18 protein-coding genes are annotated in these 25,240 nt (G+C 72.3%); 9 read left to right on the forward strand and 9 right to left on the reverse strand.

Annotated elements, in window-relative coordinates; all coding sequences use genetic code 11:
• The first annotated feature begins 293 nt into the window (after positions 1-293).
• From Afe05nite_RS40620 to Afe05nite_RS40635, 4 genes are read left to right on the forward strand one after another with little or no spacing between them, the layout of a single operon-like run.
• Complete coding sequence (locus Afe05nite_RS40620) at positions 294-1,271, forward strand: ABC transporter permease (protein ID WP_203822678.1); 978 nt, start codon at positions 294-296, stop codon at positions 1,269-1,271.
• Complete coding sequence (locus Afe05nite_RS40625) at positions 1,268-2,176, forward strand: carbohydrate ABC transporter permease (protein ID WP_239118577.1); 909 nt, start codon at positions 1,268-1,270, stop codon at positions 2,174-2,176. Before Afe05nite_RS40620 ends, Afe05nite_RS40625 begins: the two co-directional genes overlap by 4 nt.
• A gap of 41 nt (positions 2,177-2,217) precedes the next feature.
• Complete coding sequence (locus Afe05nite_RS40630) at positions 2,218-3,858, forward strand: ABC transporter substrate-binding protein (protein ID WP_203822680.1); 1,641 nt, start codon at positions 2,218-2,220, stop codon at positions 3,856-3,858.
• 1 nt (position 3,859) lies between these two features.
• Positions 3,860-4,537, forward strand: a complete 678-nt coding sequence (locus Afe05nite_RS40635; protein ID WP_203822681.1) for a YesL family protein — start codon at positions 3,860-3,862, stop codon at positions 4,535-4,537.
• Between the two features lie 16 nt (positions 4,538-4,553).
• Here Afe05nite_RS40635 and Afe05nite_RS40640 read toward each other — a convergent pair whose 3' ends face one another.
• Both Afe05nite_RS40640 and xynC read right to left on the reverse strand, forming a co-directional pair.
• On the reverse strand, positions 4,554-6,461 hold the full coding sequence (locus Afe05nite_RS40640) for an alpha-glucuronidase (RefSeq protein ID WP_203822682.1): 1,908 nt from the start codon (positions 6,459-6,461) through the stop codon (positions 4,554-4,556).
• 63 nt (positions 6,462-6,524) lie between these two features.
• A complete protein-coding gene (gene xynC, locus Afe05nite_RS40645; RefSeq protein WP_239118578.1) occupies positions 6,525-8,252 on the reverse strand; it encodes a glucuronoarabinoxylan endo-1,4-beta-xylanase XynC in 1,728 nt (575 codons plus the stop codon).
• A 306-nt stretch (positions 8,253-8,558) separates the two neighbouring features.
• Here xynC and Afe05nite_RS40650 point away from each other — a divergent pair, with 306 nt between their 5' ends.
• Entirely contained in the window at positions 8,559-9,887 is a 1,329-nt protein-coding gene (locus tag Afe05nite_RS40650; RefSeq protein ID WP_203822683.1) for a LacI family DNA-binding transcriptional regulator, read from the forward strand.
• Between the two features lie 89 nt (positions 9,888-9,976).
• A complete protein-coding gene (locus Afe05nite_RS40655) occupies positions 9,977-10,657 on the forward strand; it encodes a YceI family protein (protein ID WP_203822684.1) in 681 nt (226 codons plus the stop codon).
• Between the two features lie 28 nt (positions 10,658-10,685).
• Here the strand turns inward: Afe05nite_RS40655 and Afe05nite_RS40660 are convergent, their stop codons facing one another.
• From Afe05nite_RS40660 to Afe05nite_RS40675, 4 genes are all read right to left on the reverse strand, one after another.
• Positions 10,686-13,709 (reverse strand): hypothetical protein, encoded by a 3,024-nt coding sequence (locus Afe05nite_RS40660; RefSeq protein WP_203822685.1) that lies wholly within the window; start codon positions 13,707-13,709, stop codon positions 10,686-10,688.
• The gene (locus Afe05nite_RS40665; protein WP_203822696.1) at positions 13,706-16,711 is read right to left on the reverse strand and encodes an FtsX-like permease family protein; all 3,006 of its coding nucleotides are present in this window, start codon (positions 16,709-16,711) and stop codon (positions 13,706-13,708) included. Before Afe05nite_RS40665 ends, Afe05nite_RS40660 begins: the two co-directional genes overlap by 4 nt.
• Positions 16,712-16,776: 65 nt before the next feature.
• Entirely contained in the window at positions 16,777-17,451 is a 675-nt protein-coding gene (locus tag Afe05nite_RS40670; protein ID WP_203822686.1) for a response regulator transcription factor, read from the reverse strand.
• A 29-nt stretch (positions 17,452-17,480) separates the two neighbouring features.
• Positions 17,481-17,945, reverse strand: coding sequence for a hypothetical protein (locus Afe05nite_RS40675; RefSeq protein WP_203822687.1), 465 nt, complete (start codon positions 17,943-17,945; stop codon positions 17,481-17,483).
• A 59-nt stretch (positions 17,946-18,004) separates the two neighbouring features.
• Between Afe05nite_RS40675 and Afe05nite_RS40680 the strand changes: the two genes are divergently transcribed.
• Positions 18,005-19,348 carry a sensor histidine kinase gene (locus Afe05nite_RS40680; RefSeq protein WP_203822688.1) on the forward strand — a complete coding sequence of 448 codons (1,344 nt, stop codon included), beginning with the start codon at positions 18,005-18,007 and terminating at the stop codon, positions 19,346-19,348.
• Here Afe05nite_RS40680 and Afe05nite_RS40685 read toward each other — a convergent pair.
• Positions 19,285-20,427: an alpha/beta hydrolase gene (locus Afe05nite_RS40685; RefSeq protein ID WP_203822689.1), complete on the reverse strand. Its 1,143-nt coding sequence runs from the start codon at positions 20,425-20,427 to the stop codon at positions 19,285-19,287. The genes Afe05nite_RS40680 and Afe05nite_RS40685 overlap by 64 nt on opposite strands.
• Positions 20,402-21,475, reverse strand: a complete 1,074-nt coding sequence (locus Afe05nite_RS40690) for a hypothetical protein (RefSeq protein WP_203822690.1) — start codon at positions 21,473-21,475, stop codon at positions 20,402-20,404. The genes Afe05nite_RS40685 and Afe05nite_RS40690 overlap by 26 nt, the downstream gene beginning before the upstream one ends.
• A gap of 180 nt (positions 21,476-21,655) precedes the next feature.
• Here Afe05nite_RS40690 and Afe05nite_RS40695 point away from each other — a divergent pair, with 180 nt between their 5' ends.
• Together Afe05nite_RS40695 and Afe05nite_RS40700 are read left to right on the forward strand one after the other, a co-directional pair.
• Positions 21,656-23,479, forward strand: coding sequence for a phosphatidylglycerol lysyltransferase domain-containing protein (locus Afe05nite_RS40695; RefSeq protein WP_203822691.1), 1,824 nt, complete (start codon positions 21,656-21,658; stop codon positions 23,477-23,479).
• On the forward strand, positions 23,476-24,624 hold the full coding sequence (locus Afe05nite_RS40700) for an LCP family protein (RefSeq protein WP_203822692.1): 1,149 nt from the start codon (positions 23,476-23,478) through the stop codon (positions 24,622-24,624). Before Afe05nite_RS40695 ends, Afe05nite_RS40700 begins: the two co-directional genes overlap by 4 nt.
• Positions 24,625-24,675: 51 nt before the next feature.
• Here the strand turns inward: Afe05nite_RS40700 and Afe05nite_RS40705 are convergent.
• A partial coding sequence (locus Afe05nite_RS40705; protein WP_203822693.1) for a ricin-type beta-trefoil lectin domain protein occupies positions 24,676-25,240 on the reverse strand: 565 nt, incomplete at its 5' end.

Below are 25,240 nucleotides of genomic sequence, written 5' to 3' on the forward strand. Positions count from 1 at the left end.
CTAGCGCATTTACATAAGTCGATCTATTGACTGCCGATACAAGGCCGTAGCGAGGATCGCGGAACTGAAATTTCCGGATCCGCCTATATCGCGAGCCGAGGCTACCGGCCTATCCGCAATTCCACCCTGACCTCCGAAGGCCTGCGGCAAACGCTTGCCGGGGCCCCCGGATCGGGGGTTGACACTCATCGATGTTCCACCTAGTTTTCCGAAACAAAGCCACTGCAACCGAAACTTTCGCTCGCTGGTCCGTGGCCGTTCGCGAGGTGCGTCGGAGAATCAGGAGGAACGGCATGGCCCTGCTCAGTTCGGCCGCCCCGGTCGCCGATGCGGATCCCCCGGCGGCCACCCGCGACGACCGGCCACGCCGGCGCACCTGGCGGGCGGCGCTGCGGCGGGACTGGCAGCTCTACTCGCTGGCCGTCCTGCCGCTGCTGTTCTTCCTGGTCTTCCGCTACCTGCCGATGCTCGGCAACGTGATCGCCTTCCGGCGGTACGTGCCGGGCGGCGATCTCTTCGGCGAGACGTGGGTGGGCCTGCGCTACTTCAAGATGTTCCTGAACGACCCCACGTTCTGGCAGGTCTTCACCAACACCCTGGTCATCGGCGCGCTCACCCTGCTGTTCTGCTTCCCGCTGCCGATCGTGCTGGCCCTGCTGCTCAACGAGGTGCGCACCCGGTTCCTCAAGCGGTTCGTGCAGACCATCGCGTACCTTCCGCACTTCCTGTCGGTGGTGGTGGTCTCCGGCCTGGTCCTGCAGATGCTGTCGGTGGACGGCGTGGTCAACCAGGGCCTGCGCGCGGCTGGCCAGGACGCCGTCGCCTTCATGCAGGAACCGGGCTGGTTCCGCACCATCTACGTCAGCTCCGAGGTGTGGCAGACAGTCGGCTGGGGCACGATCCTCTATCTCGCCGCGCTCACCACCATCGACGCCGAGCTCTACCAGCAGGCGCAGGTCGACGGGGCGAACCGGTGGCGCCAGACCTGGCACGTGACGCTGCCGGGCATCCGGCCCACGATGGTCACCCTGCTGATCCTCAACGTCGGCACGTTCCTGGCGGTCGGCTTCGAGAAGATCCTGCTGCTCTACAACCCGCTGACCTTCCCCACCGCGGACGTCGTCTCCACGTACCTCTACCGGGTCGGCGTGGTCTCCGGCAGCTTCAGCTACGCGGCGGCGATCGGCCTGTTCGAATCGGTGATCGGCCTGACCCTGGTGCTCTCGGCCAACTACCTGTCCCGGCGCACGGTCGGGACGAGCCTGTGGTGAGCGTGCTCGAGGCCCCCGCGACCCGCCCGCAGGGGCTGCGCCCGAGCCGCGGCTACCGGGTCTTCCAGGTGTTCAACGGGGTCGCCCTGACCCTCGTCGTGGTGCTGACCCTGTTCCCGTTCGGCAACATCCTGGCCCGCTCGTTCAGCGGTGAGCACGAGATCCGCTCCGGGCAGGTGAGCCTGCTCCCCCGCGGGTTCAACCTGACCACGTACCGGATCGTCATGTCCGACGCGATGTTCTGGACCAACTACCGCAACACCGTGGTCTACACGGTCGTCGCCACCGCACTCGCCCTGGCGCTGACCACCTGTTACGCGTACGTCCTGTCCAAGCGCCAGCTGAAGGGCCGCGGCCTGCTGGTCGCCATCGCGGTGTTCACGATGTTCTTCAACGGCGGCCTGATCCCCAACTACGTGCTGGTCAGCTCGCTCGGACTGCGCAACACGCTGTGGGCGATCGTGCTGCCGAACGCGATAAACGTGTTCAACCTGCTGGTGATGAAGGCCTTCTTCGAGAGCATGCCGACCGAGCTGGAGGAGTCCGCGGCGGTCGACGGCACGGGGACGTACGGAACCCTGTGGCGCATCGTGCTTCCACTGTCCAAAGCGGTGCTCGCCACGATGCTGCTGTTCTACGCGGTGGCGTTCTGGAACTCGTGGTTCCCGGGCTTCCTCTACATGGACCGCCAGGAGTTGTTCCCGGTCACCGTCTATCTGCGCAACCTGATCGCCGGCGCGACCGGCGGCGCCGACCAGACCGCGGCGAGCGACACGGCGCTGCAGATCGGGGCCAACATCCAGGCCGTGACGATCGTGCTCACGATGCTGCCGATCCTGCTGGTCTACCCGTTCATCCAGCGCTTCTTCGTCTCCGGAGTCATGCTCGGCGCCGTCAAGGGCTAGCGCCGGGCCGTCCTCAACGCCCACTCATTGGAGTCACCCACATGGTTCAGCTCTCTCGACGTCAACTTCTGGCCGCGGCGGGCGCCGCCGCGGTGGCCGGCCTGGCCGCTTGCAGCGACGGCGACTCGGATTCCGGCAACCTGGACGGCAAGCGCGCCGGCGCGATGGACGGCTTCAAGGCCGGCGACCAGTTCAAGGCGACCGAGCCGCTCAAGTTCTCGATCATGCTGTTGAGCAACCAGGCGTACCCCTACAAGGCGGACTGGCCGTTCTGGGCCGAGCTGACCAAGCGCACGAACGTGACGCTGGAGCCGGTCGCCGTGCCGGGCAGCGACTACAACCAGAAGCGCAGCGTGATGGTCAGCGCCGGCAACGCTCCACTGCTCATCCCGAAGACGTACCACCCGTCCGAGGAGGCGTACATCGCCGGCGGCGCGATCCTGGCGGTCAGCGACTACGCCGACCTCATGCCGAACTACACCGACAAGGTCAACCGCTGGAACCTCAAGGCCAACCTCGACACGTACGCCCAGGAGGACGGCAAGTACTACCTGCTGCCCGGCGTGCACGAGGGCGTCTGGCAGGACTACTCGCTGGCGATGCGCAGCGACATCCTGACGAAGCTGAACCTGGCCGTCCCGAAGACGTGGGACGAGGTCGCCTCGACGCTGCGCGAGATGAAGAAGGCCTACCCGAACCAGTACCCGCTGTCCGACCGGTGGAGCACGCCGCCGCAGCCCGGCGGCAACGCGCTGATCAGCATCGTGGGTCAGGGGTACGGGGTGAACGCCGGCTGGTCGTGGAACCCGGCCTTCTGGGACGCGAACGCGGGCAAGTTCGCCTTCACCGGCGCGACCGAGCAGTACCGGCAGATGCTGCAGTACCTCGCCGGGCTGGTGAGCGAGAAGCTCGTCGACCCGGAGAGCTTCACCCAGACCGACGACAACGCGCGGCAGAAGTTCGCCAGCGGCAAGTCGTTCGTGATGTGCTGCAACGCCCAGACGCTGGTCAAGGAGGCCCGCAAGGACATCGCGAAGCTGCCCGGGGCGACCGTGACGAAGATCCCGCTGCCGATGGGCCCGATGGGCGCCTCCCTCCCGCCGGACAACCGGCTCGAGAACGGGCTGATGATCTCCCGCAAGGCGCTGGAGAACAAGAACTTCGTCGCCCTCATGCAGTTCGTCGACTGGCTCTGGTACTCCGACGCCGGCCAGATGTTCAGCCGGTGGGGCATCGAGGGGGAGACCTACTCGGGCAAGGTCGAGGACGCCAGCTTCAAGCTCGACCCGAAGATCAAGTGGAGCGGGCTCAACCCGGGTGCGGCCAAGGATCTGCAGGTCGACTACGGCTTCTCGAACGGCGTCTTCGCGTACGGCGGCAGCACCGCCATGCTCAACTCGCAGTTCTCCGACGAGGAGAAGGTGTTCCAGGCGGAGATGCACAAGCGGGAGATCCGCCCGGTGCCGCCCGGCCACCCGCTGACCGTGGAGGAGCGCGAGCAGGCGACACTGCAGGAGGCCGCCCTGCACGACCACGTCGACCAGCAGACCCTGAAGTTCATCCTGGGACAGCGGCCGCTGTCCGAGTGGGACGCCTACGTCGCCGAGCTCAAGGGCAAGGGACTCGACCAGTACGTCGGCACGATGAACAAGGCGTACGAGCGGTTCAAGGAGAAGAAGTGACATGACCGCGACCGTGACCTGGGGTTCGGGGCCGCTCGCCCGAGCCGCCGCGCTGCTGCACACCCTGCTCGTGGTGGAGCTCTGCCTCCTGGTCACCGCCGCACCGACGGTGGCGGTCCCGGTCCTGCTGGACCGGGACGCCAGCAACGTACCCCTGCTCGCCCTGGCCGCCGTCCCGCTCGGGCCGGCCCTGTCCGCCGCGGTGTACGCGCTGCGCCACCGCGGCCGCGACCTGGCCGACCTGTCCCCCGCCCGGGCGTTCTGGCGGGGCTACCGGATGAACGTCCGGGCCGTCCTGCTGCTGTGGCTGCCGTGGTTGGGCTGGGCCGCGCTCGCCGGCACCAGCCTGGGCCACCCGGAGGCGGCCGGGGTGCCCCGGTGGTGGAGCGCCGCCCTCGTCGCGCTCGCCGCCGGTTCCCTGCTGTGGCAGGCCAACGCGCTCGTCATCGCGTCGCTCTACGAGTTCCGGGCGCGCGACACCGCCCGGTTGGCCGCCTGGTTCCTGATCCGCACCCCGGCCGTGACGCTGGGCACCGCGGGGCTGGCGTTCGCCGCCGGGGCCGTCGTGGTCCTCGGGTCCGAGGCGGTGCTGGCCCTGTTCGCGGTGGTGTTCGCGGGCGCGCTGCTGACCGTCTCGAACCCGATGCGGGCCGAGATCGAGAAGCGCTTCACCAGGTGACCTCCCGGCCCCGGGGTCAGTAGATCGGCCGGCCGTGCCGGTCGGGCACCCCCGACTTGCGGAAGAAGTAGGCGTTTATCTGGTCGCGCCATTCCGCCGCCGACCGCACCTGCTCGGCCAGCCGCTCGGCGACCCGGCCGAACAGCTCGGCCGGCACCTCCGCCTCGAGGGTCAGCCAGTGCCCGCGCATCGCGGCCGCCTCCGCCGCCCCGGCGAAGTGCGTGTCGTAGATGTGCTGGATCACCGTGGTTCCGTCCCGCAGGACGTGGCCGTACGGCAGGTGGTGGAAGAACAGCGCCAGCTCGTCGGGGCAGTCCGCCACCGACTCGTAGGTCGAGGCCCACGGCTCGGGGTACAGCCCGGTCATCCCGGTGCCGGTGGCCATCGTCCGGTCCACGCCCACTCCGTCGCGGTCCGCGTGGTGGTAGGTGCCCCACGGGGTGTACTCGTAACCGTCCACGTCGGGGCCGTAGTGATGGCCCGGCCGCACCATGAAACCGACGCCCAGCGGGGCGGTGTACCGCTCGTACGTCCGCCACGACCCGTCCATGACGGCGTGCAGCGTCGAACGCAACGCCGGGGACGCGCCGGGGAAGGTCAGGCCGATCCACTCGTCCAGGACGGCGCCCGGGTCGAGGGTGTGGTCCCAGGCGAGCCGGCCGTAGGCGTACAGGTTGGCCTGGGCCAGTGGGTGGCCGGTCCAGAACGGGTCGTCGCCGACGTTGGCGACCGCGACCATCTCGTCGGCCGCGCCGGCGATGGCCGGTCCCTCGTGGCCGAGCAGCAGCGAGCTCCACATCGGTGCCAGATAGCAGACGTGCCGCTGCTGGCCGGTGTATTCCTGGGTGGCCTGCAGCTCGACGGCGAGGCGGGTGCCGGGCATGGCGCCGATCAGCGGCGCCACCGGTTCCCGGGTCTGGAAGTCCATCGGTCCGTGCTTCACCTGCACCACCACGTTGTCGCGGAAGGCACCGTCGAGCGGGGTGAAGTGGTCGTGGGCGGCCCGGGCCCGATCGGTGGACCGGTCCCGCCAGTCCTGCCGGTGGTTGTAGACGAACGCCCGCCAGTGCACCACGCCACCGTGCGGGGCGAGCGCGCCGGCCAGCAGGTTGGCGCCGTCGGCGTGCGTACGACCGTAGGTGAACGGCCCCGGCTGCCCCTCCGAATCGGCCTTGACCAGGTAGCCACCGAAGTCCGGGAGGGTGTCGTAGACGGTCCGGGTCACCCGCGCCCACCAGTGCACCACCCGGTCGTCGAGCGGGTCGGCGGTGGGCAGGCCGTGCTGGACCGGCGCGGCGAACGACACCGACAGGTGCACCCGGATGCCGTACCGACGGAACTCGGCCGCCAGTTCGGCCACCTCGGCGAGGCGGTCGGTCAGCAACCGGGCCTCGGTCGCGTGCACGTTGACGTTGTTGAGGGCGATCGCGTTGACGCCGCACGCGGCCAGCAGCCGGGCATAGGCGGCCACCCGCCCGAGGTCGCGGCGGGGCACACCGGCCCGCCAGAACAGTGAACCGCCGGCGTACCCCCGCTCGACCTGACCCATCACCGGATGAACGTCCACGTTGTCCCAGTGGTCGACCATCCGCCGGGCGACGGCGGGCCGGTGCCGGCCGTCCGGCGCCGAGCGCACCAGGGCGAACAGGCCGTGCAGCAGACCGTGCGGCGCCGCGGCCCGGACGACGGTGCGGGTCTCCCCGCGTACGATCTCGAAACCCTCACCGCCCAGGGCGGGATCGCCGCCCAGCCCGAACTCGAGGTCGGCGCCGTCCCCGACAAGCGTGGCGCCGCCCGCTCGCAGTTCCGCGCGCACGGTGTCGATCAGCGGGCCGTCGCCGGTGACCCGCACGCGCCGGCCCGCGATCGGCTGCCAGACCTCCGGCGGCAGCCACGCCGGATGCGCCGACATGTCGATGTCCATCACCCTCCCAGTCCAGCACAAGGCCCCTCCGTCACCGGAGGGGCCGGGGTCGCGCGGTGCCGGTCAGACAACCGTGCAGGGAATGCCGTTGAGGGTGAAAGCGGTCGGCTCGGCGGTGTTGCCGGTGTGGGTGGCCTGGAAGCCGATGTCGACCGAGGCCCCCGGCGCCAGCGTGCCGTTGTAGCTGACGTTACGGGCGCTCACCTGACCGCTGGACGGCGAGAACGTGGCGTTCCACCCCGAGGTGATGGTCTGGCCGGCGGGCAGGGTGAAACTCAGCGTCCAGCCGTCGATCGCGGAGCTGCCGCTGTTGGTGATGGTGATGCCGGCGGTGAAGCCGGAACTCCAGGTGCTCATCGTGTACGCGACGCGGGGCCCGGCACCGGCGCTGACCGTCGGCGACGGGCTGACCGACGCCGACGCCGACGCGGAGGCCGAGGCGGACGCCGACGCGCTGGCCGACGGGCTGGGCGATGTCGTCGTGCCCACGTTGAGGACGAAGGTCATCGCGCTGCGGGCCGGGAGGTTGCCGGTGAAGGAGCCGTTCGTCATCGTCAGGGCACTCTGCGGCGCGACGTTGCGGCTGCTGTCGCTCAGCCAGTTCGAGACGCTGCCGGACGCGATCGTGTTCGCCAGGGTGAACTGCTGACTCACCGAGGAGGTGTTCTTGTTGACGGCCACGATGACGACGGTGTCCCCGTTGCGGTAGGCCGAGACGAAGACGTTCGACGTCGGGGTGGCGGTCGCGTCGATCCGGACGTAACCGGGACGGACGAACCGCGCGAAGTGCGCCATCATCGCACCGCGCTTGCTGATCTGGCCGTCCTCGCGCATCGGGCCGTAACTGCGCCGCAGGTACCACCAGACGTACGCCTGGAACTCGGCGTCGACCATGGCGTGATGCATGTGCTCGGCCACGTCGAGCGCTTCCGGCCAGGCATCTCCCGAATTGGCGTTGCTGTTCGGGTAGTAGACCTCGGTCATCCAGAGCTCTTTGCCCGCGCCCTTCTGCTTGAAGAGCGGATAGGCGAAGTTCGAGTACGGCGTGCCGTACAGGTGAGCGCCGATGATGTCCACGTTGGCGAGCGCCGCCGCGTCGTTGAGGATCGGGTCGGACATCGACTTCACATACTGGAAGGACTCCGGCGCCATCACCCGGGTGCCGATCGAACCGGCGTTCTCCTTCAGGAACTTCACGATCTCCGCCGACGTCCACCACGTCCACTCCGAGGCGTAGTCGGGCTCGTTCTGCACCGAGATGGCGTACAGATTCACCCCGTTGTTCTTCATGTACGTGGTGAAGTCGTTCAGGTGCTTGGCGTACGCGCTGTAGGAGCCGGCCTTGAGCCGCTTGGCGTTGGTCTGGCCGTTGCGGGTGAAGGTCTCGGTCATGCTGGCGGGCGGGTTCCACGGCGAGGCGAAGACGGTCGCCCCGAGCGCGACGGCACGCTGGGCCGTCGCCAGGTCCCGGCTCCAGTCGGACTGGTTCTCCCCGACCGGGATGCGCAGCACCGAGAAGCCCAGCCGGCCCTCGCCGTTGGCGAACGCCGTGTCCCGCTGGGCGGCGGTCAGGTCACCCGCCCAGGCCGCGTGGGTCATCGCCCCGAAGCCCTTGATGGTCTGCCGCGGTGCGGACGGATTGACGTTCGCGGCCGCCGCCGAGGCGTCGGTGGCGGCCAGGATCGACCCGGCGACCGTGAGGATCGGCACGGCGCCCATGGTCGTGAGGACGGTTCGGCGGGCGAGCATCCGCCGCCCGCCGGTCACCGACTCTTGGTGATCTTGCGTCATGTTTCTTCCTTTGCTGTTAGCCCTGGCCCGGACCTACTCGGTGGCGTCGGTCCGGCCGGCGTCGGACTCCCGCGTCGACCCTCTCGGTTCGATCGACAGTCATCCATCGATGTCACTCTGACAGAACCGGTCCACCTCTGCAATGACTGTTTCGACTGGATGACATTTCGTCGTCGCAGGCGCCGCGAGCAGGTAACTTGCTGTTTTCGTGGAGCTACTGCGGGCGTTGCTGGCTCCATGGCCGGGGTCGCGTCTGGGATCGGTCACTGTGGAGCCATTCATGGAGCCATGCGCTACGGTTTCGCCATGGCGCCCGGAAACCCGGAACGACGAGCGCGGGGCGAGATCGAGACGCTGCCGAGCGGATCACTACGGGTGCGGGTCTACGCGGGCCTGGACCCGGCCTCCAAGAAGCGGCAATACCTCGTGCGGACCGTGCCCGCCGGAGCCCGCGCCGCGCAGGAGGCCGAAGAGGTCCGCGCTCACCTGCTGCGCGAGGTCGCCGCGCGCCGTGGCGGCACCGGCCGGCCGGCTGCGGTCCCGGGCGGCGCGTTCGGCCCGGCCTCCGGGCTGACCGAGGACGAGGCGAAACCCGGTCCGCGACGCGGCGCGCTGACCGTGGCCGCGATCGCGCGGCTGGCCGGCGTCTCGCCGCCGACGGTGTCGAAGGTGCTCAACGGTCGCCCCGGCGTCGCCCCCGACACCCGCCGCCGGGTGGAGGAACTCCTGCGCGGGCAGAACTACCGGCGGCCCGAGAAGGTCACCCGGGCGGCCTGCGTCGAGATGGTCTTCTACGGCGCGCTGGGCCAGGTCGCCATCGAGATCATGCGGGGCGTCAAGCAGGTGGTGGTCGAGCACGACCTCGCGGTCGGCTTCACCGACGTGCTGCGCGAAGCCGCCAGCGGCCGGAACTGGGAACGGGACCTGCTGTCCCGGCGCCCGGCCGGCATGATCGCCGTCCAGATGGGCGTCGCCCCGGAACAGCGCGGCCTGCTGGCCGCCGGCGCCATCCCGGTCGTGGTCGTCGATCCCACTGTGGAGCCGCTGCAGCCGGTGCCCTCGGTGGCCGCGGCCAACCGCCGCGGCGCCTTCGCCGCCACCCAGCACCTGCTCGACCTCGGCCACCGGCGCATTGCCGTGATCAGCGGACCACTCGATCGCCTGTGCGCACGGGAGCGGCTGGACGGGGTGCGGGCCGCCCTGGCCGCCAACGGCACGCCGCTCGACGACAAGCTGCTGCGCTCCGGCATGTGGTTCTCCTTCGAGGACGGTTATGCGCACGCCACCGAACTGCTCCGCCTCGACGACCCGCCCACCGCCCTGCTCTGCGGCAACGACCTGCAGGCCTTCGGCAGCTACGAGGCGGCCCGGCAGGCCGGGCTGCGGATTCCCGACGAGCTGAGCGTGGTGGGTTTCGACGACATCTCGTACGCCGTGTGGTGTGGACCACCGTTGACCACTGTGCGGCAGCCGTTCGCCGAGATGGGTGCCACCGCGGCCCGCCTCGTCCTGGCCCTGAGCTCGGGAAAGGCGATCAGCCAGAGCCATGTCGAGCTGGCCACCACCCTCGTGGTGCGAGGCAGCACCGCCCGAGTTTCCGCGGCTGCGCGGAGCCGGCCCGGATCGGCGCTGTGAGCACCACCACTGACCAGTGCAAATACAGCGGGGACGCCTAAGATCGTTAAGATTCGTAAGACGACGGCGCCTAGGGGTGAAGTGAAACCATGGTCGACCGGCCGATCCGCGACTGGCGCGGGCTCACCATTCCGGATCCCGGCACCTATGTCCTTGACCAGGCGCACAAACGCATCGGCTTCCACGCCCAGCACATGATGGTCAGCCCGGTCCGCGGCGAGTTCGCCGAGGGCCACGCGACGATCGTGATCCCGGAGGACCCGCTGCGGTCCGAGATCTGGGCCACCATCTCGGCGGCCAGCCTCACCACCCACCACCCCGAGCGCGACACGCATCTCACCAGCCCCGACTTCCTGGACGCGGCGAGATACCCGACCCTCGAATTCCGCAGCACCGGGGTGGGCTGGGTGGAGAACAACGACGCGTTGGTGATGCTGGCCCGGCTGCGCAGCAACCCGCTGTCCCGGCGGGGCCGGCCGGACGCCCCGCTGCCCCCGGCGGCCCGGCCCAGCACCAAGTTCCTCGTCCAGGGCGAACTGACGATCAAGAACATCACCCGCCCGCTCGAACTGCGGGTCGAATACGGCGGAGCGCGGCGCGACCCGTACGGCCGGGACATCTTCGGTTTCAGCGCCTCGGCCGAGTTCGACCGCGAGTCGTACGGCCTGGTCTGGAACGTGCTGCTGGAAAGCGGTGGCTTCCTGGTCGGCAAGACCGTCCGGATCGAGATCGCCGGCGAGGCGATCCACCAGACCGTGCCGGCGGGTTGAGGCTCGTTCCGCCCGGCCTGTCCCTCGGTCAGCGCCCGGCGGCGGTCTCCCGGCGGGCGACCCGACGGCGCAGATCCCGCCCGGTGGCCGCGGCCACCAGGACGAGGAACAGGAACACCACCGCCGTCGTACCGATCATCGTCCCGATCCCGGGCCAGGCCGGCCGGGGCAGGTCGGGTGGATGCAGGCCGGCCAGCGGCAGCGCCCAGCCGGTGGCGAGCCAGGTGACCAGGGCGGTGCCGAGCCCGACCACCGCCGCTATCGCGATCAGGACCGGATAGGTCCAACTCGTCGCCGAGGTCAGCCGGCCACGACTGAGGCCCTGCGCACGCAACGCCGACAGATCCTCGACCCGCCGGGCCCGGTCGACCGCCGCGGCCAGCACCAGCGCGCCCGCGCCGAGCAGGACCGCGAGCGCACCGGCGAGCACATAGAACCACAGCGACAGCGCGGCACCCTGCCGGTCGAGCTGGCGGCCGATCCGATCGGCCCGGACGTCCCCGACGACCGTCAGGCCCTGGGCGAGGAACCGGTCCACGATGTCGGCGGGTGCGTCGGGGCTCAGCCAGACCTGCGGATTCAGCGCTATCTCGGCGTCGGTGGCGAGGCGGTCGGCCCACTCCAGGTCGACAATGGTGGCGTGCCGGCCGAGCTGCGGCACGGCCGGCAGGTCGGCGACCGGCTCGACCGGCAGCGGGCCGCCGCCCGCTCCGGTGATCGAGTCGGCCAGGGGCTTCGCCCCGGCATAGGCGAGCGGAAGCGGGTACGGCGCGTCGGCCGGACTGATCCACGTGCCACCGGCCAGGCCGGCCGGCGCGTTCAGGGTGATGCGCAGCCCGGCCGGGTCGCCGGTGACGGTGCCGTCCTCGGTCATCCGCCACCGCCCCGGCTCGGCGACGGGGAAGGCCGGGTCGGCCGGACCTATCGAGTTGAGCACCAGCCGGCCGGCCACCCCGGTCGTCCCGGTGGCCTCGACGATCTTGATGCCGTTGACCCGGCAGCCTTGCGCACACACGCCGACGCGCTGCTGATACCGCGCCTTCCCGGGGCGGATCTTGCCCAGCTGCACGAGCTCGTCGCCCCGCCCGGTCGTCGAGGAGACCGCGACGACGAGCCGGAACTCCTTCGTCGGACTCAGGCCGGCGCTCGTCGCCTCGACGGTGAGATCAGGCCCGGTGAGCAGCAGCGGCGCCGCCGCGGCCGGGCGCAGACGGCTCGCCAGCCGGTCCGCCGACGGGCCACCGGCGGGCCAGTTCGCGACCGCGGCGAGGCGTGTCGTGTCGACGGCGAGGCCGGGCGGCTCGTTGTGACCCGCGTTGGGCATGCGCACGACAGCCATCGCGTAGCGGCCGTCGGGATCGACCGTGCGGACCGCGGTCAGCAGCTGGCTCCGGAAGACCGAACCGCCGATGTCGAGCACCCGGTGGGCGCCGACGCCCAGGTCGGCCTGCACCGTCCGGCCCCGGGCGGCCACATCGAAGGCACAGGCGGCATATCCGGCCACCGCGACCGTGGCGACCAGCAGGGCGAGGAGCCGCCTGGCCCCCGGCCGGCGGGACAACTGGAAAGCGGCCAGGGCGGCGCCGAGGTGGCCCCGGGCGAGGGCACGGGCGGCGAAGCGGTTGACGATCGGGAGCACCAGGCGGGCCGCGAGCACCGCGACGGCCAGCATCAGGAACGCCGGCGCCACCAGGCTGACGCCGGTAAGGCTCCCGTCGGAGATCACCAACTGGACCGTGGCCACGATCGCCAGCAGCACGATGAGCGCCTCGGCGGCGAGGGTGCGCCGGTCGTCGGCGGAAACCGCGTTGCGGCGCAACAGGTCGACGACCGGGCTGATCAGCTGGCGGCGCTGGGCGAGGACGGTGGCGACGAGCGCGGCGAGCGCGGCATAGGGCGCGTACCGCAAGGAGCCCCAGCTCTCCGGGCCGCCGGCGCCCGGGAAGCGGGCCGCCGAGACCGCGTTGACAAGCAACTGGCCGGCCACGCAGCCGGCGGCCGCGCCCGCCACCACCGCCGCCACGTTCTCGCCGATGGCCAGCCACCAGCGGATCCACCACCGGGAGCCGCGCAACGCGACCACCGCCAGCTCGGGCCGGCGACCCTCGGTGCCGTAACCCGCGGCCAGGAAGATGCTGAAGCAGGCGAGCAGCACCAGCGGCACGGCGAGCACCGGCACCAGCAGGCCGGCCGCGGCCCGGCCCGCGTCGATCCGGTCCAGCAGGGCCGGGATCTGGGTGCGGATGTCGATGGCGGAGCCCAGCTCCTCGCGGCTCGCGTCCAGCCCGGCCAGCCCCGCCCGCAGGTCGCCGAGACGGTCCGGGTCGAGAGCCCGCGGTCCGGCGGTGCCGTCGACCGACTTGGCGGTGTAGCCGTGATCCATCACCGCGAGCGTGCCCGCCGTCGTGAAGATCGGCTCCCCCGGCCCCAGCCCGGGTACGGCGGTGAAGTATCCGTGCGTGCCCCAGTAGGCATCGGCCGGCCGGGAGGCCGCGTAGGTGCCGGCGATCAGCAGTTTCTTGGCCTTGCCGTCCGGGACGTAACCGGGGTGGCCGGGGTCGTCGCTGAACCGGGCCGCCCGCATGATGATCGACTGACCGGCCACCAGATCGAGCCGAGCGGCGGTGGCCGTTCCGAGGATCACCTCGCCCTCGACCGCCGCGCAGCGCCCGGTGACCATCCGCACGTGCTCGCAGACGTCCTGGCGGAACACCACCCGGTCGGCGTGCAGCGGGCTGCGTTCGATGCCGATCACGGCGAACTCCGCCGCGTAGGTGTAGGCGAAGCCGGGCAGCTGGATCAGACTGCGGCCGATGTCCTTGAACTCGATCCCGCCGTCCTCGGTGTCCCGGTCGTTCTGCACGGTGGAGACGACGAGGGTGCGCTCCACGGTGTCGGCGGTGGCGATCTGCCCGACCGCGATCGCCCGGTCGGCGGCGGCCAGGTAGGCCGGCGAGGCGACGGCGGCGGCCACCGCGAAACAGGCGAGCAGGGTGAGCGTGATCGCCTGACCGCGACGCGACCAGATCATCGCGAGGACGAGCGAGATCACCGGGCCTCCCTGCGGAGCAGGCGCAGCATCCGCAGTTCCGACAGACCGCCGACCAGGCCCAGCAGGGCCGCGGCGAGCAGGCCGGCGAGGGCGACGGCGGCCGCACTCAACGGCGGTGGCGGCGCCAGCACGGCCCAGCCGTCGGTGAAGCCGGGCACGGCCGCCCGGACCAGCGGAACCGCGAGCACGGCCGCGGTCAGACCGCCGACCAGCCCGGTCCCGATGAGACCGGCGGTGCCGGCCCAGCCGGCGAGCACCGCGGTCCGGCGCGTCAGTCCCTGCATCCGCAGCGCGGCCATCTCCGCCGCCCGGGTACGCCTGTCGACCGCCCCCGCGACCGCGACGGTAGCCGCCGCGAGCAGCAGCGTCATCGCCCCGCACAGCAGCGCGAACCGGGCCCCGGACGACGGCCCCTGCCGGCTGAGCCGACCCTCCCGGGCCGCGATCGTCTCGTCGGTGAGGACGGCGAGCCCGTTGGTCTTCAGCGCGGCGAGCACGTCCGGCCCGGCGTCCGGGGCCAGCCACACCTGAAAGGTCCCGGTGACCGAGGCGTCGGCGATGATCCGGGTGGCGGCGTCCAGGTCGATCAGCACACCTGCGGCACCGAGCACCGGCAGCGCCGCCGTGGTCCCGGCCACCCGGACCGGGATGACCCCGTTGCCCAGCGACGGCAGGCCCGGCTCGGCGAACCGCCAGTCGTCGGGCACCGGCCCGCCCAGCACGACCGGCAGCGGCAGCGTGTCCTCGACCGCCCAGACCTGGTAGTCGGCCGTCGCGGACTCCTCGTTGATCTCCATCAACAGGGCTCCCCGGGACGCGTCGAGGTTCATCGCGGCGGCCCGCGTGCCGCCCCGCCACCGGTTGATGTCGGCAAGGGTGGCACTGTCCAGGATGGTCGCCGGCGGATTCGCCTGGGTCAGCCCGCGCACGGTGACCGCGGTCGGGAACTCGGCCCCCTCGACGCGGCCCGCCGCGGTGGCCGGGGCGGTCACCTCCCAGCGCACGATGCGGCAGCCGGGCGGGGCCGAGCAGCCGGTCACCGCGCCGGTCAGGCTCTGCTCCCCGAGCTCGAGCGGGCCGAAGGAGACCCGCACCGCCGCACCGGTGCCCTCGTGCTGCAACACGAGCGAGAGCACCGCCGGCGAATCGCCCTCGTGCCGGACCCGGACGGTCAGCCGATCGCCGGTGACCGCCGGCAGCGGCGCCGGGCGCCGTTCCTCGGCCGTCGCCGCCGACAGCGCGGCCACGTCGCCGTACTCGGGACGCCACCGGGCCACCGCGGCCAGCCGGGAACTGTCGACCGCGAGGACGGCCGGCAGGGTGCTGGTGTCGACGACCGCCGCCATCGCCCGGCGGCCCTGCGGGTCGGCCCGCCGGACCGCCTGCTCCAGGACCGTACGGTTGGCGGCCTGCACCGTCAGCACCCGCTGCGCGCCCAGTTCGGCGGTGCTGCGCACGGCTCGGTGCTCGCGGTCGGCGAACCATCCGCCGAGCGCGGTGGTGAACATCGCGACCGTCACGACCACCAGCGCGAACAGCCGGTCGGTGCCGGGTTGCCGGGACACCCGGGCCGCGGGCAGGCCGATCCGGAGCCGGCCGGCCCGCACCGCCGCACCCCCACCGCGGTCGGCGGCCCAGGTCAGCAGGCGGGCCAGCAGCACCGCGACGGCCACCGCGACCAGGCCGGGGGCGGCGAGCGCGAACCCACCCGCGGGATCGCCGACGCGGGCCTGGTAGACGGCGAGCACCGCGACCGCGAGCAGGAGCAGGTTGACCAGACCGGACTTCCAGTCGCCGCGGGCCCGCCGGACCGGCCGCAGCAACTCGGCCACCGGGCGGCGCTGGGTCAGCGCCTCCAGCACGGCCAGCACGAGCAGCCCACCGGCCAGCACCGCGGCCACCGCCGCGATCGACAGCAGCAGGGCCGAGCGCCGGTCGGACGCGTTGCCGACCGGGCCCGCGAGCAGCCGGGCCAGCAGATAGCCGAGGGGTAACCCGGCGACCGCACCGGCGAACAGCGGGATCAGGTGCTGTCCCCAGGCCAGCCGGAGCATGCCGACCGGGGTGGCGCCCCGCAGCTTCAGCAACGCGGCGTCGCCGCGCCGCTCCCGGCTGGTGTAGCGGCCGGCCAGGCCGATCGCGAACCACGCCAGGATCAGCACCTGCACCAGCGAGACGGTGACGGTGGTGCGCACCGTCGCCCGGTCCCGGGCCACCGAGTCGAGCAACAGTCTGCTCGAACTGACCAGTTCCAGCTGCTCGCGAGCGAACTGGGAGCCGGCCGCGTCCAGGGCCGCGCCGAGGTCGTAGCCGCCGTCCCCGCGCATCAGCTCCGCCGGCAGCTGTACGTCGTAGGTGGCGGTGGGCCGGTTCAGCTGGTCGTCGGCGAACGTCTCGATCGGCGTGAACGCCGGCTCGAGGCCGTTCTGCGGGCGGAAGAGCCGATTGCTCCAGTACGCCGAGGCCGGCTCGGCCGCCGTGTAGATCGACACGATCCGGAACCGCACCGGCGGAGTGCCCAGCGAGGCCTCCTCGATCAGCTGGTCGCCGGGCCGCAGTCCGAGCCGCTGACCGGCGACCGCACTGATCGACACGTCGCCCGCCGCGGCCGGACACGGTCCCTGCAACGTGACGTGGGCGCAGAACTCGTCGCGGTAGGCCACCGGCAGGGTGTCGCTCAGCGTCCCCTGGGTCACCCGCATCGACTGCACCAGGCCGCTGACCGGCTGGGCGGACGGCAGCCCGGTCAGGTCGCGGGCCTGGGCGGCGAGCTGATCGAGGACCCCCTGCGGATCGCCGTCGATCTGGATGTTCTGCCGGGCCGAGAGGGTCCGCTGCTCGGCCGGGGCCGCGGCGATGTCGGCCGAGGCGGCCGCACTCATGCTCGCGAATCCGAACCAGGGACCGGCCGCGGCCACCCCGGCGGCCACCGCGGTGAGGACGAAAACCGTCAGGGCCTGGGCGGCGCGGGCCCGCAGTGCCCCGATGACCAGCGTCAGCATCGAGCAGGAGCGTACGCCATCGCCCACCACCGTGGGGGGCACGTGCCCGGCCGGATCGCCGTCGCTCAGGCGTCCGGGTCGAGCCGGTAGCCGGCGCCGCGGATGGTCCGGATGGTGTCCCGGCCGAACGGGCGGTCCACTTTGTCCCGCAGGTAGCGCACATAGACGTCCACGACGTTCGACCCGCCGTCGTAGGCGAAGTCCCACACGTGCTCGATCAGGTAGGTCCGGCTCAGGGTCTCCCCGGCCCGCCGCATCAATTCCTGGAGCAGGGCGAACTCCTTCGCCGACAGGGTGATCGGGGTCTGCGCCCGGTGGACCGTGCGGTCGGCCGGATCGAGGATCAGGTCACCGACGCTCAGCTTGGCCGGTCGCTGCTTGGCCTCCCGGCGGGTCAGGGCGCGGGCTCGGGCGAGCAGTTCGTCGAAGCCGAAGGGCTTGGTGAGGTAGTCGTCGGCACCGGCGTCGAGTCCGCGGACCTTGTCGGCGATGCTGTGCCGGGCGGTGAGCATCAGCACCGGGGCCCACCGTTCTTTCGCCCGCATCTGCCGACAGACCTCGAAGCCGTCCGGGGCGGGAATCATGGCGTCCAGCACCACCAGGTCGTAGTCGTTCTCGACGACCGACCACAGCGCGTCGGCGCCGGTGCTCACCACGTCGACGGTGTAACCGGCCCGCCGCAGCCCGCGCTCCAGCATCGCCGACATGGCCGGATCGTCCTCGACCACCAGCACCCTCATGCCGCCAGCATAGGGCGGCCCGGCCGGGGTCAGCGGTGCCGCACGGGCTGGGCGGCGATGTCGAGGTGGGCGGCGATCCGGGCGACGTCGGTGTGCAGCCGGGCCAGCTCGTCGCGCAGGTCCTCGGCCACCGCGGCGGCCCGCCGGGCCTGGTCCAGGTGGTAGAGCGCGACCTCGGCGGCGATCCGGTCGGCCCGGCGGATCGCCCGGAGCAACGCTGACACCTGGAGCACGGCCAGCACACTGAGCGCGACGGCGAGCCGCGCCGCGCCGCCGACCGCGTGGTCGTGGCGGAGAGTCATCGTGCCGGCCGCGAGGATGGTCACCGAGGCGGCGATCAACCAGGTCCACGAGCCCAGCACGCGGCACAGCGCGTCGGCGGCCCGGTCGGCGAGCTCCAGCCGGGGGCCGGTGCGCACCCCCGGGTGCCGGGCCCAGCCGGTGCGGGCGGCGAGACCGGCGACGCCGCCGCCCAGGTCATCGGTCGAGTTCATGCCGCTCATCGTGGGCCGGTGGTCATGAGAGGATCGTGAGGATCGGCGGAGGTGTCTCAGTGCGGCTCGTTCCCCGCTCGCTGCGCGGGCGACTCACCCTGCTGTTCGGCCTCGGCACGTCGGTGGTCCTGCTGCTCTGCCTGTCGCTGCTGTACCTCGCGCTCGACCGGCAGCTCGACGGCGCGGTCGACGCGGATCTCGCCGGACGCAGCACCGACCTGCTCGCCGGTCTGCGGTCGAACGACCTGGCCGCGGTGGCCGGCGACCCGATGGCGCAGCTGTACGCCGCCGACGGCACCCCGCTCGCCACCTCGGTGTCGGTGGCCGGGCAGGTCCTGCTGGATCCCGTCCAGGTTCGCGCCGTGCGTCGGGCGACCACCGGCAGCACCACGCTGCCGGTCGGCACGGCCGGCGCGCCGCTGCGGTTGCGGCTGCTGTCCCGGCCGGTCGACGGGTCGGGGCGGGTCCTCACCGTCGCCCAGCCGCTGAACGCGGTGGAGCGGGCCGGCGCCCGGCAGCTGATCGTGCTGGCGGTGGCGTCGCCGCTGCTGATCCTCGCGCTGGCGGTGCTGGTCTGGCTGCTGCTGCGGGCGGCGCTGCGCCCGGTCGACGTGCTGACCCGGGAGGCCGCCGCGATCTCCACCCTCGACTCGGACCGGCCGTTGCCGGTGGTGCCGGGCGACGACGAGATCGCCCGGCTGGCGGTGACGCTGAGCGGCATGCTGTCCCGGCTCGCGGTGGCGTTCGACCGGGAGCGGGCGTTCGTCGACGACGCCAGCCACGAGCTGCGCACCCCCATCGCGGTGTTGCGGGGGGAGATCGACCTGGCCCTGCAGGTGGTCGACGACCCGGCCGAGGTACGGCAGTCGCTGCTGGCCGCCCAGGGTCAGGTGGCGCGGCTGGGCCGGCTCGCCGAGGACCTGCTGCTGCTGGCCCGGGAGCGGGCCGGGTCGCTGGCGGCGCACCGGGAGCCGGTCGACCTGACCGACCTGGTGCGCGCCGAGGCCCGCTCGCTCGCTCTGGTCAACGACCTGGCCATCGAGGTGCGCGGCGACCCGGTGATCATCGAGGCGGATCCCGGCCGATTGGTGCAGGTGCTCACCAACCTGGCGGCCAACAGCGCGGCCGCGGGCGCCGGTTCGGCCCGGATCACCGTGACCGCCGGTCACGACCAGGTGGTCCTCCAGTGGGCCGACGACGGCCCGGGGTTCGCGCCGGGGCTTCTGGACGCGGCGTTCGAGCGGTTCGTCCGGGGTGACGCCGCCCGCACCTCGTCCACCGGTGCCGGGCTCGGATTGTCCATCGTCCGGGCCGTGGTGGCCTCCCACGACGGCACGACTCACCTGCGCAACGGTCCCCCGCTGGGCGGTGCGGTGGTCGTCGTCCGGTTGCCGGTGAGCTGACCGGCGGTCTCGGTGGTGACCGCCGGGGCCGGCGCGGCGGCGTTCGCCTGGGTGATCGGCCGGCCCAGGGTGTTGGACAGCCAGTCGAACGCCGGCGCCTCCATCGCCTGCCAGGTCTGGGCGTTGTGACCGCCGCCGTTGATGTAGGAGGTGGTCACCGACAGCGGTGCGCGGGCGGCGTGGGCCAGGGCCATGGTCTGGCGCAGCGGGCCGACGTCGATCCGGGCGCAGGTGAGGTAGAGCGCCACCGCCGGTACGGGTAGGTGCTTGAGCCGCCACAGGTCGTTGTAGAGCGTGTTCTCGGTGCCGTTGCCGACGTGGATGCCGGGGCTCGCGTAACCCGAGAGGCTGGCGCCGGCGGCGTACTCCTGGGGGTGGCGCAGCGCGAGGTCGGTGGCGCAGTAACCACCCGCGGAGAACCCGATGAGTCCCCAGCCGGCGGTGTCGGTACGGACCCGGTACCGGGCGCGCACGGCGGCCGGCACGTCGACGGTCAGGAACGTCTCGGTCTGCGGCCCGCCGACGAGGTTGGTGCATTCGGTGTCGAGCGAGGGCGTCGGGGTCTGATAGGGAAAGACCAGCACGGTGGGCGCCATCCGGCCGGCGGCGATCTCCTGGTTGATTATCGAGATGCCGTTGAGCTTGCCGAACCACTGCAGCGGCGAGCCCGGATAGCCGTGCAGCGCCTCGATCACCGGATACCGGGTCGTGGTGTCGTCGCCGTAGCCGGGCGGCAGGTAGACGTACATCGGGAGGGTCAGCCCACTCGCCCGGCCGGTGACCGGGACGGTGACTATCCGGCCGCCGGTCGAACTGGTGGCCACGGTGTCGGCGGGCGGGGCGTCCGCACCGGTCGACGAGTCGACCAGGCTCGACCACGTCGGGTAGGCGTCGACCTGCATGTTCGCCCAGACCAGGCCGGAGGCGGCGGCGGTGGCGAGGCAGGCGGCCACCGCCACCGGACGGATCAGGAACCTGGCCCGGCCGCGGGCGGCCCCCCAGACGGCGCCGAGGACCACGGCGGCGATCACCGTGGCGGCCAGGGCCGCGAGCTCAGTGCCGAGGCTGTCCGGCTGCATGGTTTCCTCCGGGACGGATCGCGGCGGCCGAGGGTGACGGCTGCGCGCTGTGCTTGTTCTTCGGGTGGCGGGGCGGGAGGTAACGGGCCGGCGGGGCGGAGAGGTTCAGCGGCGGCGGGGTCTGCCGGTCGGCCCAGTCGAGTGCGGTGCCCAGCTCGTCCGCGGCGGTGGACGACAGCGCCACCGTCGAGCCGGCCGACGGGGTGTAGCCGGCCGGTTCGGCCGGGTGGGCGCCGCTGACCTTGACGACGGCCACGGTGATGCCGACCGGCAGCGGGGTGCCGGGGGCCGCCGGCCGGTGGATGACGGCGACGTTCGCCTTCGGTGCGCTCCGGGGCGCGGGGACCGTGGTCAGCACGACCGCCGGAAACCGGCCGGGCACCGCGGTCGCCGTCGGCCCGGCCAGCCCGGCCGCCGAGGCCGGGGCGACCAGCGCCCACCGCCCGCCGGTGACCCGCAGGTCATGGCCGAGCGCGGTCGGCAGGGCGGTGGCAAGGGTGCTCGCGGTGGTCGTCGCGGTGGTCCGGGCGAACACGACCACCGCGGGCCCGGCGGCCGTGGCGGCGCGGGCCGCGACCGTCTCGCCGGCCGGCGTCCAGCCCGTCGTACCGTCGTCGAGCACCAGCAGAGCCGGGTAGCGCCAGCCCGGGTGCTGCAGGTAGCCGGCCGGGGTGACGACCATCGGCGCCCGGGCCAGGTGCCAGTCCGACCAGCCGGCCGGCTGCCAGGTGACGGCGATGCTCCGGCCGGGATCCGCGCCGGCCCGCTCGCGCAGTTCCCGGTCGAGCTCGCCGGGCGCGACCGCGAACGTCGTCCCGGAGGTCCGCGCGTCCTGCCGCAGCGTGGCCCAGGTCGGGTAGAACTGTTCCGCCCGGTTGACGATCAACCCGACGGTCAGCAGCAGCATCGCCTCGGTGAGCAGCACTCCGGCCGGGCGCAGCACGTATCGCCGGCGCCGCCCCCACCGCCAGGTCACGACGGTGGCGGCCAGCACCGCGACGGTGCCGAGCACGGCCAGGACGATCAGGGGTCGACCGGTAAGTGACATCAGTTCTTCGTCTCCTCGCGCCGGGACGGCCGGCGTCGATCTTCCCGACGAGAGTGCGCCGAAGACGATGAGAGGCTCGTGAGAGACAGCCCGGAACGTGTCTCATCTTTCTCTCATCGACGGGCTCCTAGGTTCACCGGCGAGCGGGTCCGCTCTCGACCCCACGGCTAAGGACCGGTCATGACCACCGCATCGTCACCCCCCACCCCGCCTACCGGACGCGGCGACAACAGCGACCGCAAGTGGACCGCCCGGCCGCCGCTGTCGCGGACCGCGGTCGCCCGCCTGGTGCAGCTCGCCGGGATCTTCGACCTTCTGGGGGTTCTGCTGCCGGTCGGGCATCGCCGGTTCACCGTGCTCCTCGAGTTCCTCCCGGCCGCCGGCATCCTCTCCGCCCGCGCCGCCACCGCGGCCGCCGGTGCGCTGCTCGTCTACCTCGGTGCCGGTCTGCGCCGTGGCAAGCACCGGGCCTGGCAGATGGCCGTCGTCCTGGCCGCCGCCGGCATCGTGCTGCACCTGCTCAAGGGGTTCGACGTCGCGGCGGCGCTGGTGTCGGCGGCCCTGCTGACCCTGCTGATCGTCCGGCGCGACGGCTTCCACGCGATCCCCGACCCGCGCAGCCGCTGGCGGGCGCTCACCGCCCTCGCCGGTTTCGCCGGCACCGGCTTCGGGCTCGGCTTCCTCGAGATCGCGATCCGCGCCGACCGGTTGCGCGGCACCCCGGGGGTGCGGCTCTGGGCCGAGCACGCCGCCCTCGGCCTGGTCGGGGTCACCGGGCCGATCCAGTTCGTGCACCCCCGGGCGGCCACCGCGGTGAGCTTCACCACCGGCACGTTCGGGTTGCTCGCCGTGGTCGCCGCGGCCGTGCTGCTGCTGCGCCCGGGGGCCCGGCGGGTCACCCGTACCGAGGCCGACGACCAGCAGCTACGTGCATTGCTCGCCCGGTACGGCGGCAACGACTCGCTCGGCTACTTCGCGTTGCGCACCGACAAGGCACTGATCTGGGCGCCGTCCCGCAAAGCCGCCGTCGCGTACCGCGTGGTGCACGGGGTGAGCCTGGCCGCGGGCGATCCGATCGGCGTCGAGTCGGCGTGGCCGCAGGCCATCGCGGGCTGGCTGGCGGACAGCGCGGCGCACGGGTGGACACCGGCGGTCCTCGGGTGCGGCGCGACCGGTGGGGCCGCGTACAAACGCAGTGGTCTCGACATCCTCGAACTCGGTGACGAGGCGATCGTCGACACCGGCACCTTCACCCTGCAAGGGCGCCCCATGCGAGCGGTACGGCAGGCGGTGAACCGCATGCAGCGGGCCGGCTACACGTGCGCCGTGGCGCGGCAGCAGGACCTCGAACCCGATGAGCTGGCCGCGGTGGCCAACGCCGCGGAACGGTTCCGCGACGGCGGTGTCGAGCGGGGCTTCTCGATGGCCCTGTCCCGGCTCGGCCACCCCGGCGACGGCGACTGCCTGCTGGTCATGGCCCGCGACGGGGAGGGACAGCTGCGTGGCGTCCTGCAGTTCGTGCCGTGGGGCACCGACGGCCTCTCGCTCGACCTGATGCGGGGCGACCGCACCGCCGAGAACGGCCTGACCGAACTGATGGTGGTGACCGCCATCCAGTCCGGCGCCGACCTCGGGATACGCCGGGTGTCGCTGAACTTCGCCGTCCTGCGCTCGGTGTTCGCGCGCGCCGAGCAGCTCGGCGCCGGCCCCGTCCTGCGCCTCTGGCACCGGCTGCTGCGGCTGGGCTCCCGGCTCTGGCAGATCGAGTCGCTGTACCGCGCCAACGCCAAGTACCTGCCGATGTGGCAGCCGCGTTACCTGTGCTTCCCGACCGCCCGGGACCTGCCGAGGATCGCGCTGGCCGCGCTTACCGCGGAGGCGTTCCTGCCGGCCGGCCACGGCGCGCAGCCGGCCACCACGAGCGTCGCCCGGACCGGTTCGCCGGACGGGCCGGCGGCGGTCTCACCGGTCCACGCCCGGCCGGCTCTGGGTGGGCACCGATGACCGCCACCGCGCCGCTTCCGCGGCACCGCCGGCGGCGGACCGTGCTCCTGCGCTGGGCCGTGGTGCTCACGGCGGTGCTCGCCGCGCTGGTCGGGGCGGGCTGGATCTTCGCCGTCCACGTGCTGGGCAGTGTCAAGCAGACCGACCTGCTGGGCGCCGACGCCGCGACCCGGCACGCCGACATCACCGGCCCGGTGAACGTGCTGCTGGTCGGCACCGATCAGCGGGCCGACCAGCCGGTGGACGCGGCCCGCTCGGACTCGATAATCGCCCTGCACGTGACCGCCGACCACCGGACCGCCTATCTGATCTCCATCCCGCGCGACACCCTGGTCCACCTCCCGGCCGACCCGGCGACCGGCTTCGCCGGCGGAACCAACAAGATCAACGCCGCTTTCCAGTACGGCAGCCAGCGCGGCGGCGGCATCTCGGGCGGGGTCAAGCTGCTCGCCGAGACCATCCGGACCGCGTACGGCATCCGGTTCGACGCCGCCTCGGTGGTCGACTTCGCCGGTTTCCAGCAGGTGGTCGACGCGCTCGGCGGGGTGAACATGTGCATCGACGAGCGGACCACCTCGATCCACGCCGGCCTGACCGCCGCCGGCAAGCCCGCCCAGCCGTTCACCGAGGACTCGGCCGGCCGCCTGCACCCGGTACGCGGCGTCACCCCGGTGGTCTACGAACCCGGGTGCCGGCACCTGAGCGGGGCGCAGGCGCTCGACTACGTCCGCCAGCGCAACCTGCTCGCCCGGGGCGACGGCGATTACGGCCGCCAGCGGCACCAGCAGCAGTTCCTCGAGGCGGTGCTGGCGCAGACCGGCTCGGCGGGCACGCTCGCCGATCCGGTGAAGTTGGACCGGGTGCTGACCACCGTCGGCCACTCGATGACGGTGGACACCGGCGGCGTCAGTCTCCCCGACTGGATCTTCGACATGCGCGGCCTGAACGGCGGGAGCGTGCAGACCATCCGGACCAACGACGGCAAGTTCGACTCGGTGAACGTTCCCGGCCTCGGTTCCTGCCAGCTGCTCACCGCCGCCAGCCGGCAGCTCCTGCACGACGTCACCACCGACTCGGTCGGCACCTTCCTGGCCGCCCACCCCGACTGGCGCGGCGGCGGCGCGACCGGCGGCAGCTCGCTCTGAACCGGCGACGGGTGGCCCGGCACGTGCCGGGCCACCCGTGACCGGAGGTGCTCAGCTTCGCGACCACCGCTGGTTCGCGGCGGTGGAGCAGGTCCACAGCAGAACGACGGTGCCGTTGGCCGTCAGATTGTGGTCGACGTCCAGGCAGAGCCCGGACTGGTTGCCCCGGATCGTGCCGTCGGAGTTGAGCGTCCACTGCTGGTTGGCGCCACCGTTGCAGTCCCAGATCTGCACCTTGGCTCCGGCGGCCGCGTTGGCCGGGGCGTCGAGGCACTTGCCCAGCGACTGCAGGGTCGAGCCGGACTGCGCCCACTGCTGGTTACCGGCGGTGCCGCAGTCCCAGATGACCGGCTGGGTGCCGTTGGCGGTGTTGCTGTTCGGCACGTCCAAGCAGCGCCCGGAGGCGGCGCTGACCAGCCGGTTGGAGGTCGGGGTCGGCGGGTTGCCGGTGCCGCCGCCGCTGACCCGGTAGACGACCGTGCCGTGCGCCGGCACGCTCGCGCTGATCGTCCCGCTCGACGTGGTGCTCGCCCCGCTCCAGGCGTCGACCAGGGTGAACGACGATCCGCTCTTGCCGATCGCGGCCGCCGTGGTGCTGATGGTGGTCGTGCTGCCA

This window comes from Paractinoplanes ferrugineus, from assembly GCF_016862195.1.
In the GTDB taxonomy this organism is placed as follows: domain Bacteria; phylum Actinomycetota; class Actinomycetes; order Mycobacteriales; family Micromonosporaceae; genus Actinoplanes; species Actinoplanes ferrugineus.

Excerpts from the sequence above, each read along its gene's own strand:
- Afe05nite_RS40620 (WP_203822678.1), top strand. The coding sequence starts at position 294 with ATGGCCCTGCTCAGTTCGGCCGCCCCGGTCGCCGATGCGGATCCCCCG.
- Afe05nite_RS40630 (WP_203822680.1), top strand. The coding sequence starts at position 2,218 with ATGGTTCAGCTCTCTCGACGTCAACTTCTGGCCGCGGCGGGCGCCGCC.
- Afe05nite_RS40635 (WP_203822681.1), top strand. The coding sequence starts at position 3,860 with ATGACCGCGACCGTGACCTGGGGTTCGGGGCCGCTCGCCCGAGCCGCC.
- Afe05nite_RS40640 (WP_203822682.1), bottom strand. The coding sequence starts at position 6,461 with ATGGACATCGACATGTCGGCGCATCCGGCGTGGCTGCCGCCGGAGGTC.
- xynC (WP_239118578.1), bottom strand. The coding sequence starts at position 8,252 with ATGACGCAAGATCACCAAGAGTCGGTGACCGGCGGGCGGCGGATGCTC.
- Afe05nite_RS40650 (WP_203822683.1), top strand. The coding sequence starts at position 8,559 with ATGGCGCCCGGAAACCCGGAACGACGAGCGCGGGGCGAGATCGAGACG.
- Afe05nite_RS40655 (WP_203822684.1), top strand. The coding sequence starts at position 9,977 with ATGGTCGACCGGCCGATCCGCGACTGGCGCGGGCTCACCATTCCGGAT.
- Afe05nite_RS40665 (WP_203822696.1), bottom strand. The coding sequence starts at position 16,711 with ATGCTGACGCTGGTCATCGGGGCACTGCGGGCCCGCGCCGCCCAGGCC.
- Afe05nite_RS40670 (WP_203822686.1), bottom strand. The coding sequence starts at position 17,451 with ATGAGGGTGCTGGTGGTCGAGGACGATCCGGCCATGTCGGCGATGCTG.
- Afe05nite_RS40675 (WP_203822687.1), bottom strand. The coding sequence starts at position 17,945 with ATGAACTCGACCGATGACCTGGGCGGCGGCGTCGCCGGTCTCGCCGCC.
- Afe05nite_RS40685 (WP_203822689.1), bottom strand. The coding sequence starts at position 20,427 with ATGCAGCCGGACAGCCTCGGCACTGAGCTCGCGGCCCTGGCCGCCACG.
- Afe05nite_RS40690 (WP_203822690.1), bottom strand. The coding sequence starts at position 21,475 with ATGTCACTTACCGGTCGACCCCTGATCGTCCTGGCCGTGCTCGGCACC.
- Afe05nite_RS40695 (WP_203822691.1), top strand. The coding sequence starts at position 21,656 with ATGACCACCGCATCGTCACCCCCCACCCCGCCTACCGGACGCGGCGAC.
- Afe05nite_RS40700 (WP_203822692.1), top strand. The coding sequence starts at position 23,476 with ATGACCGCCACCGCGCCGCTTCCGCGGCACCGCCGGCGGCGGACCGTG.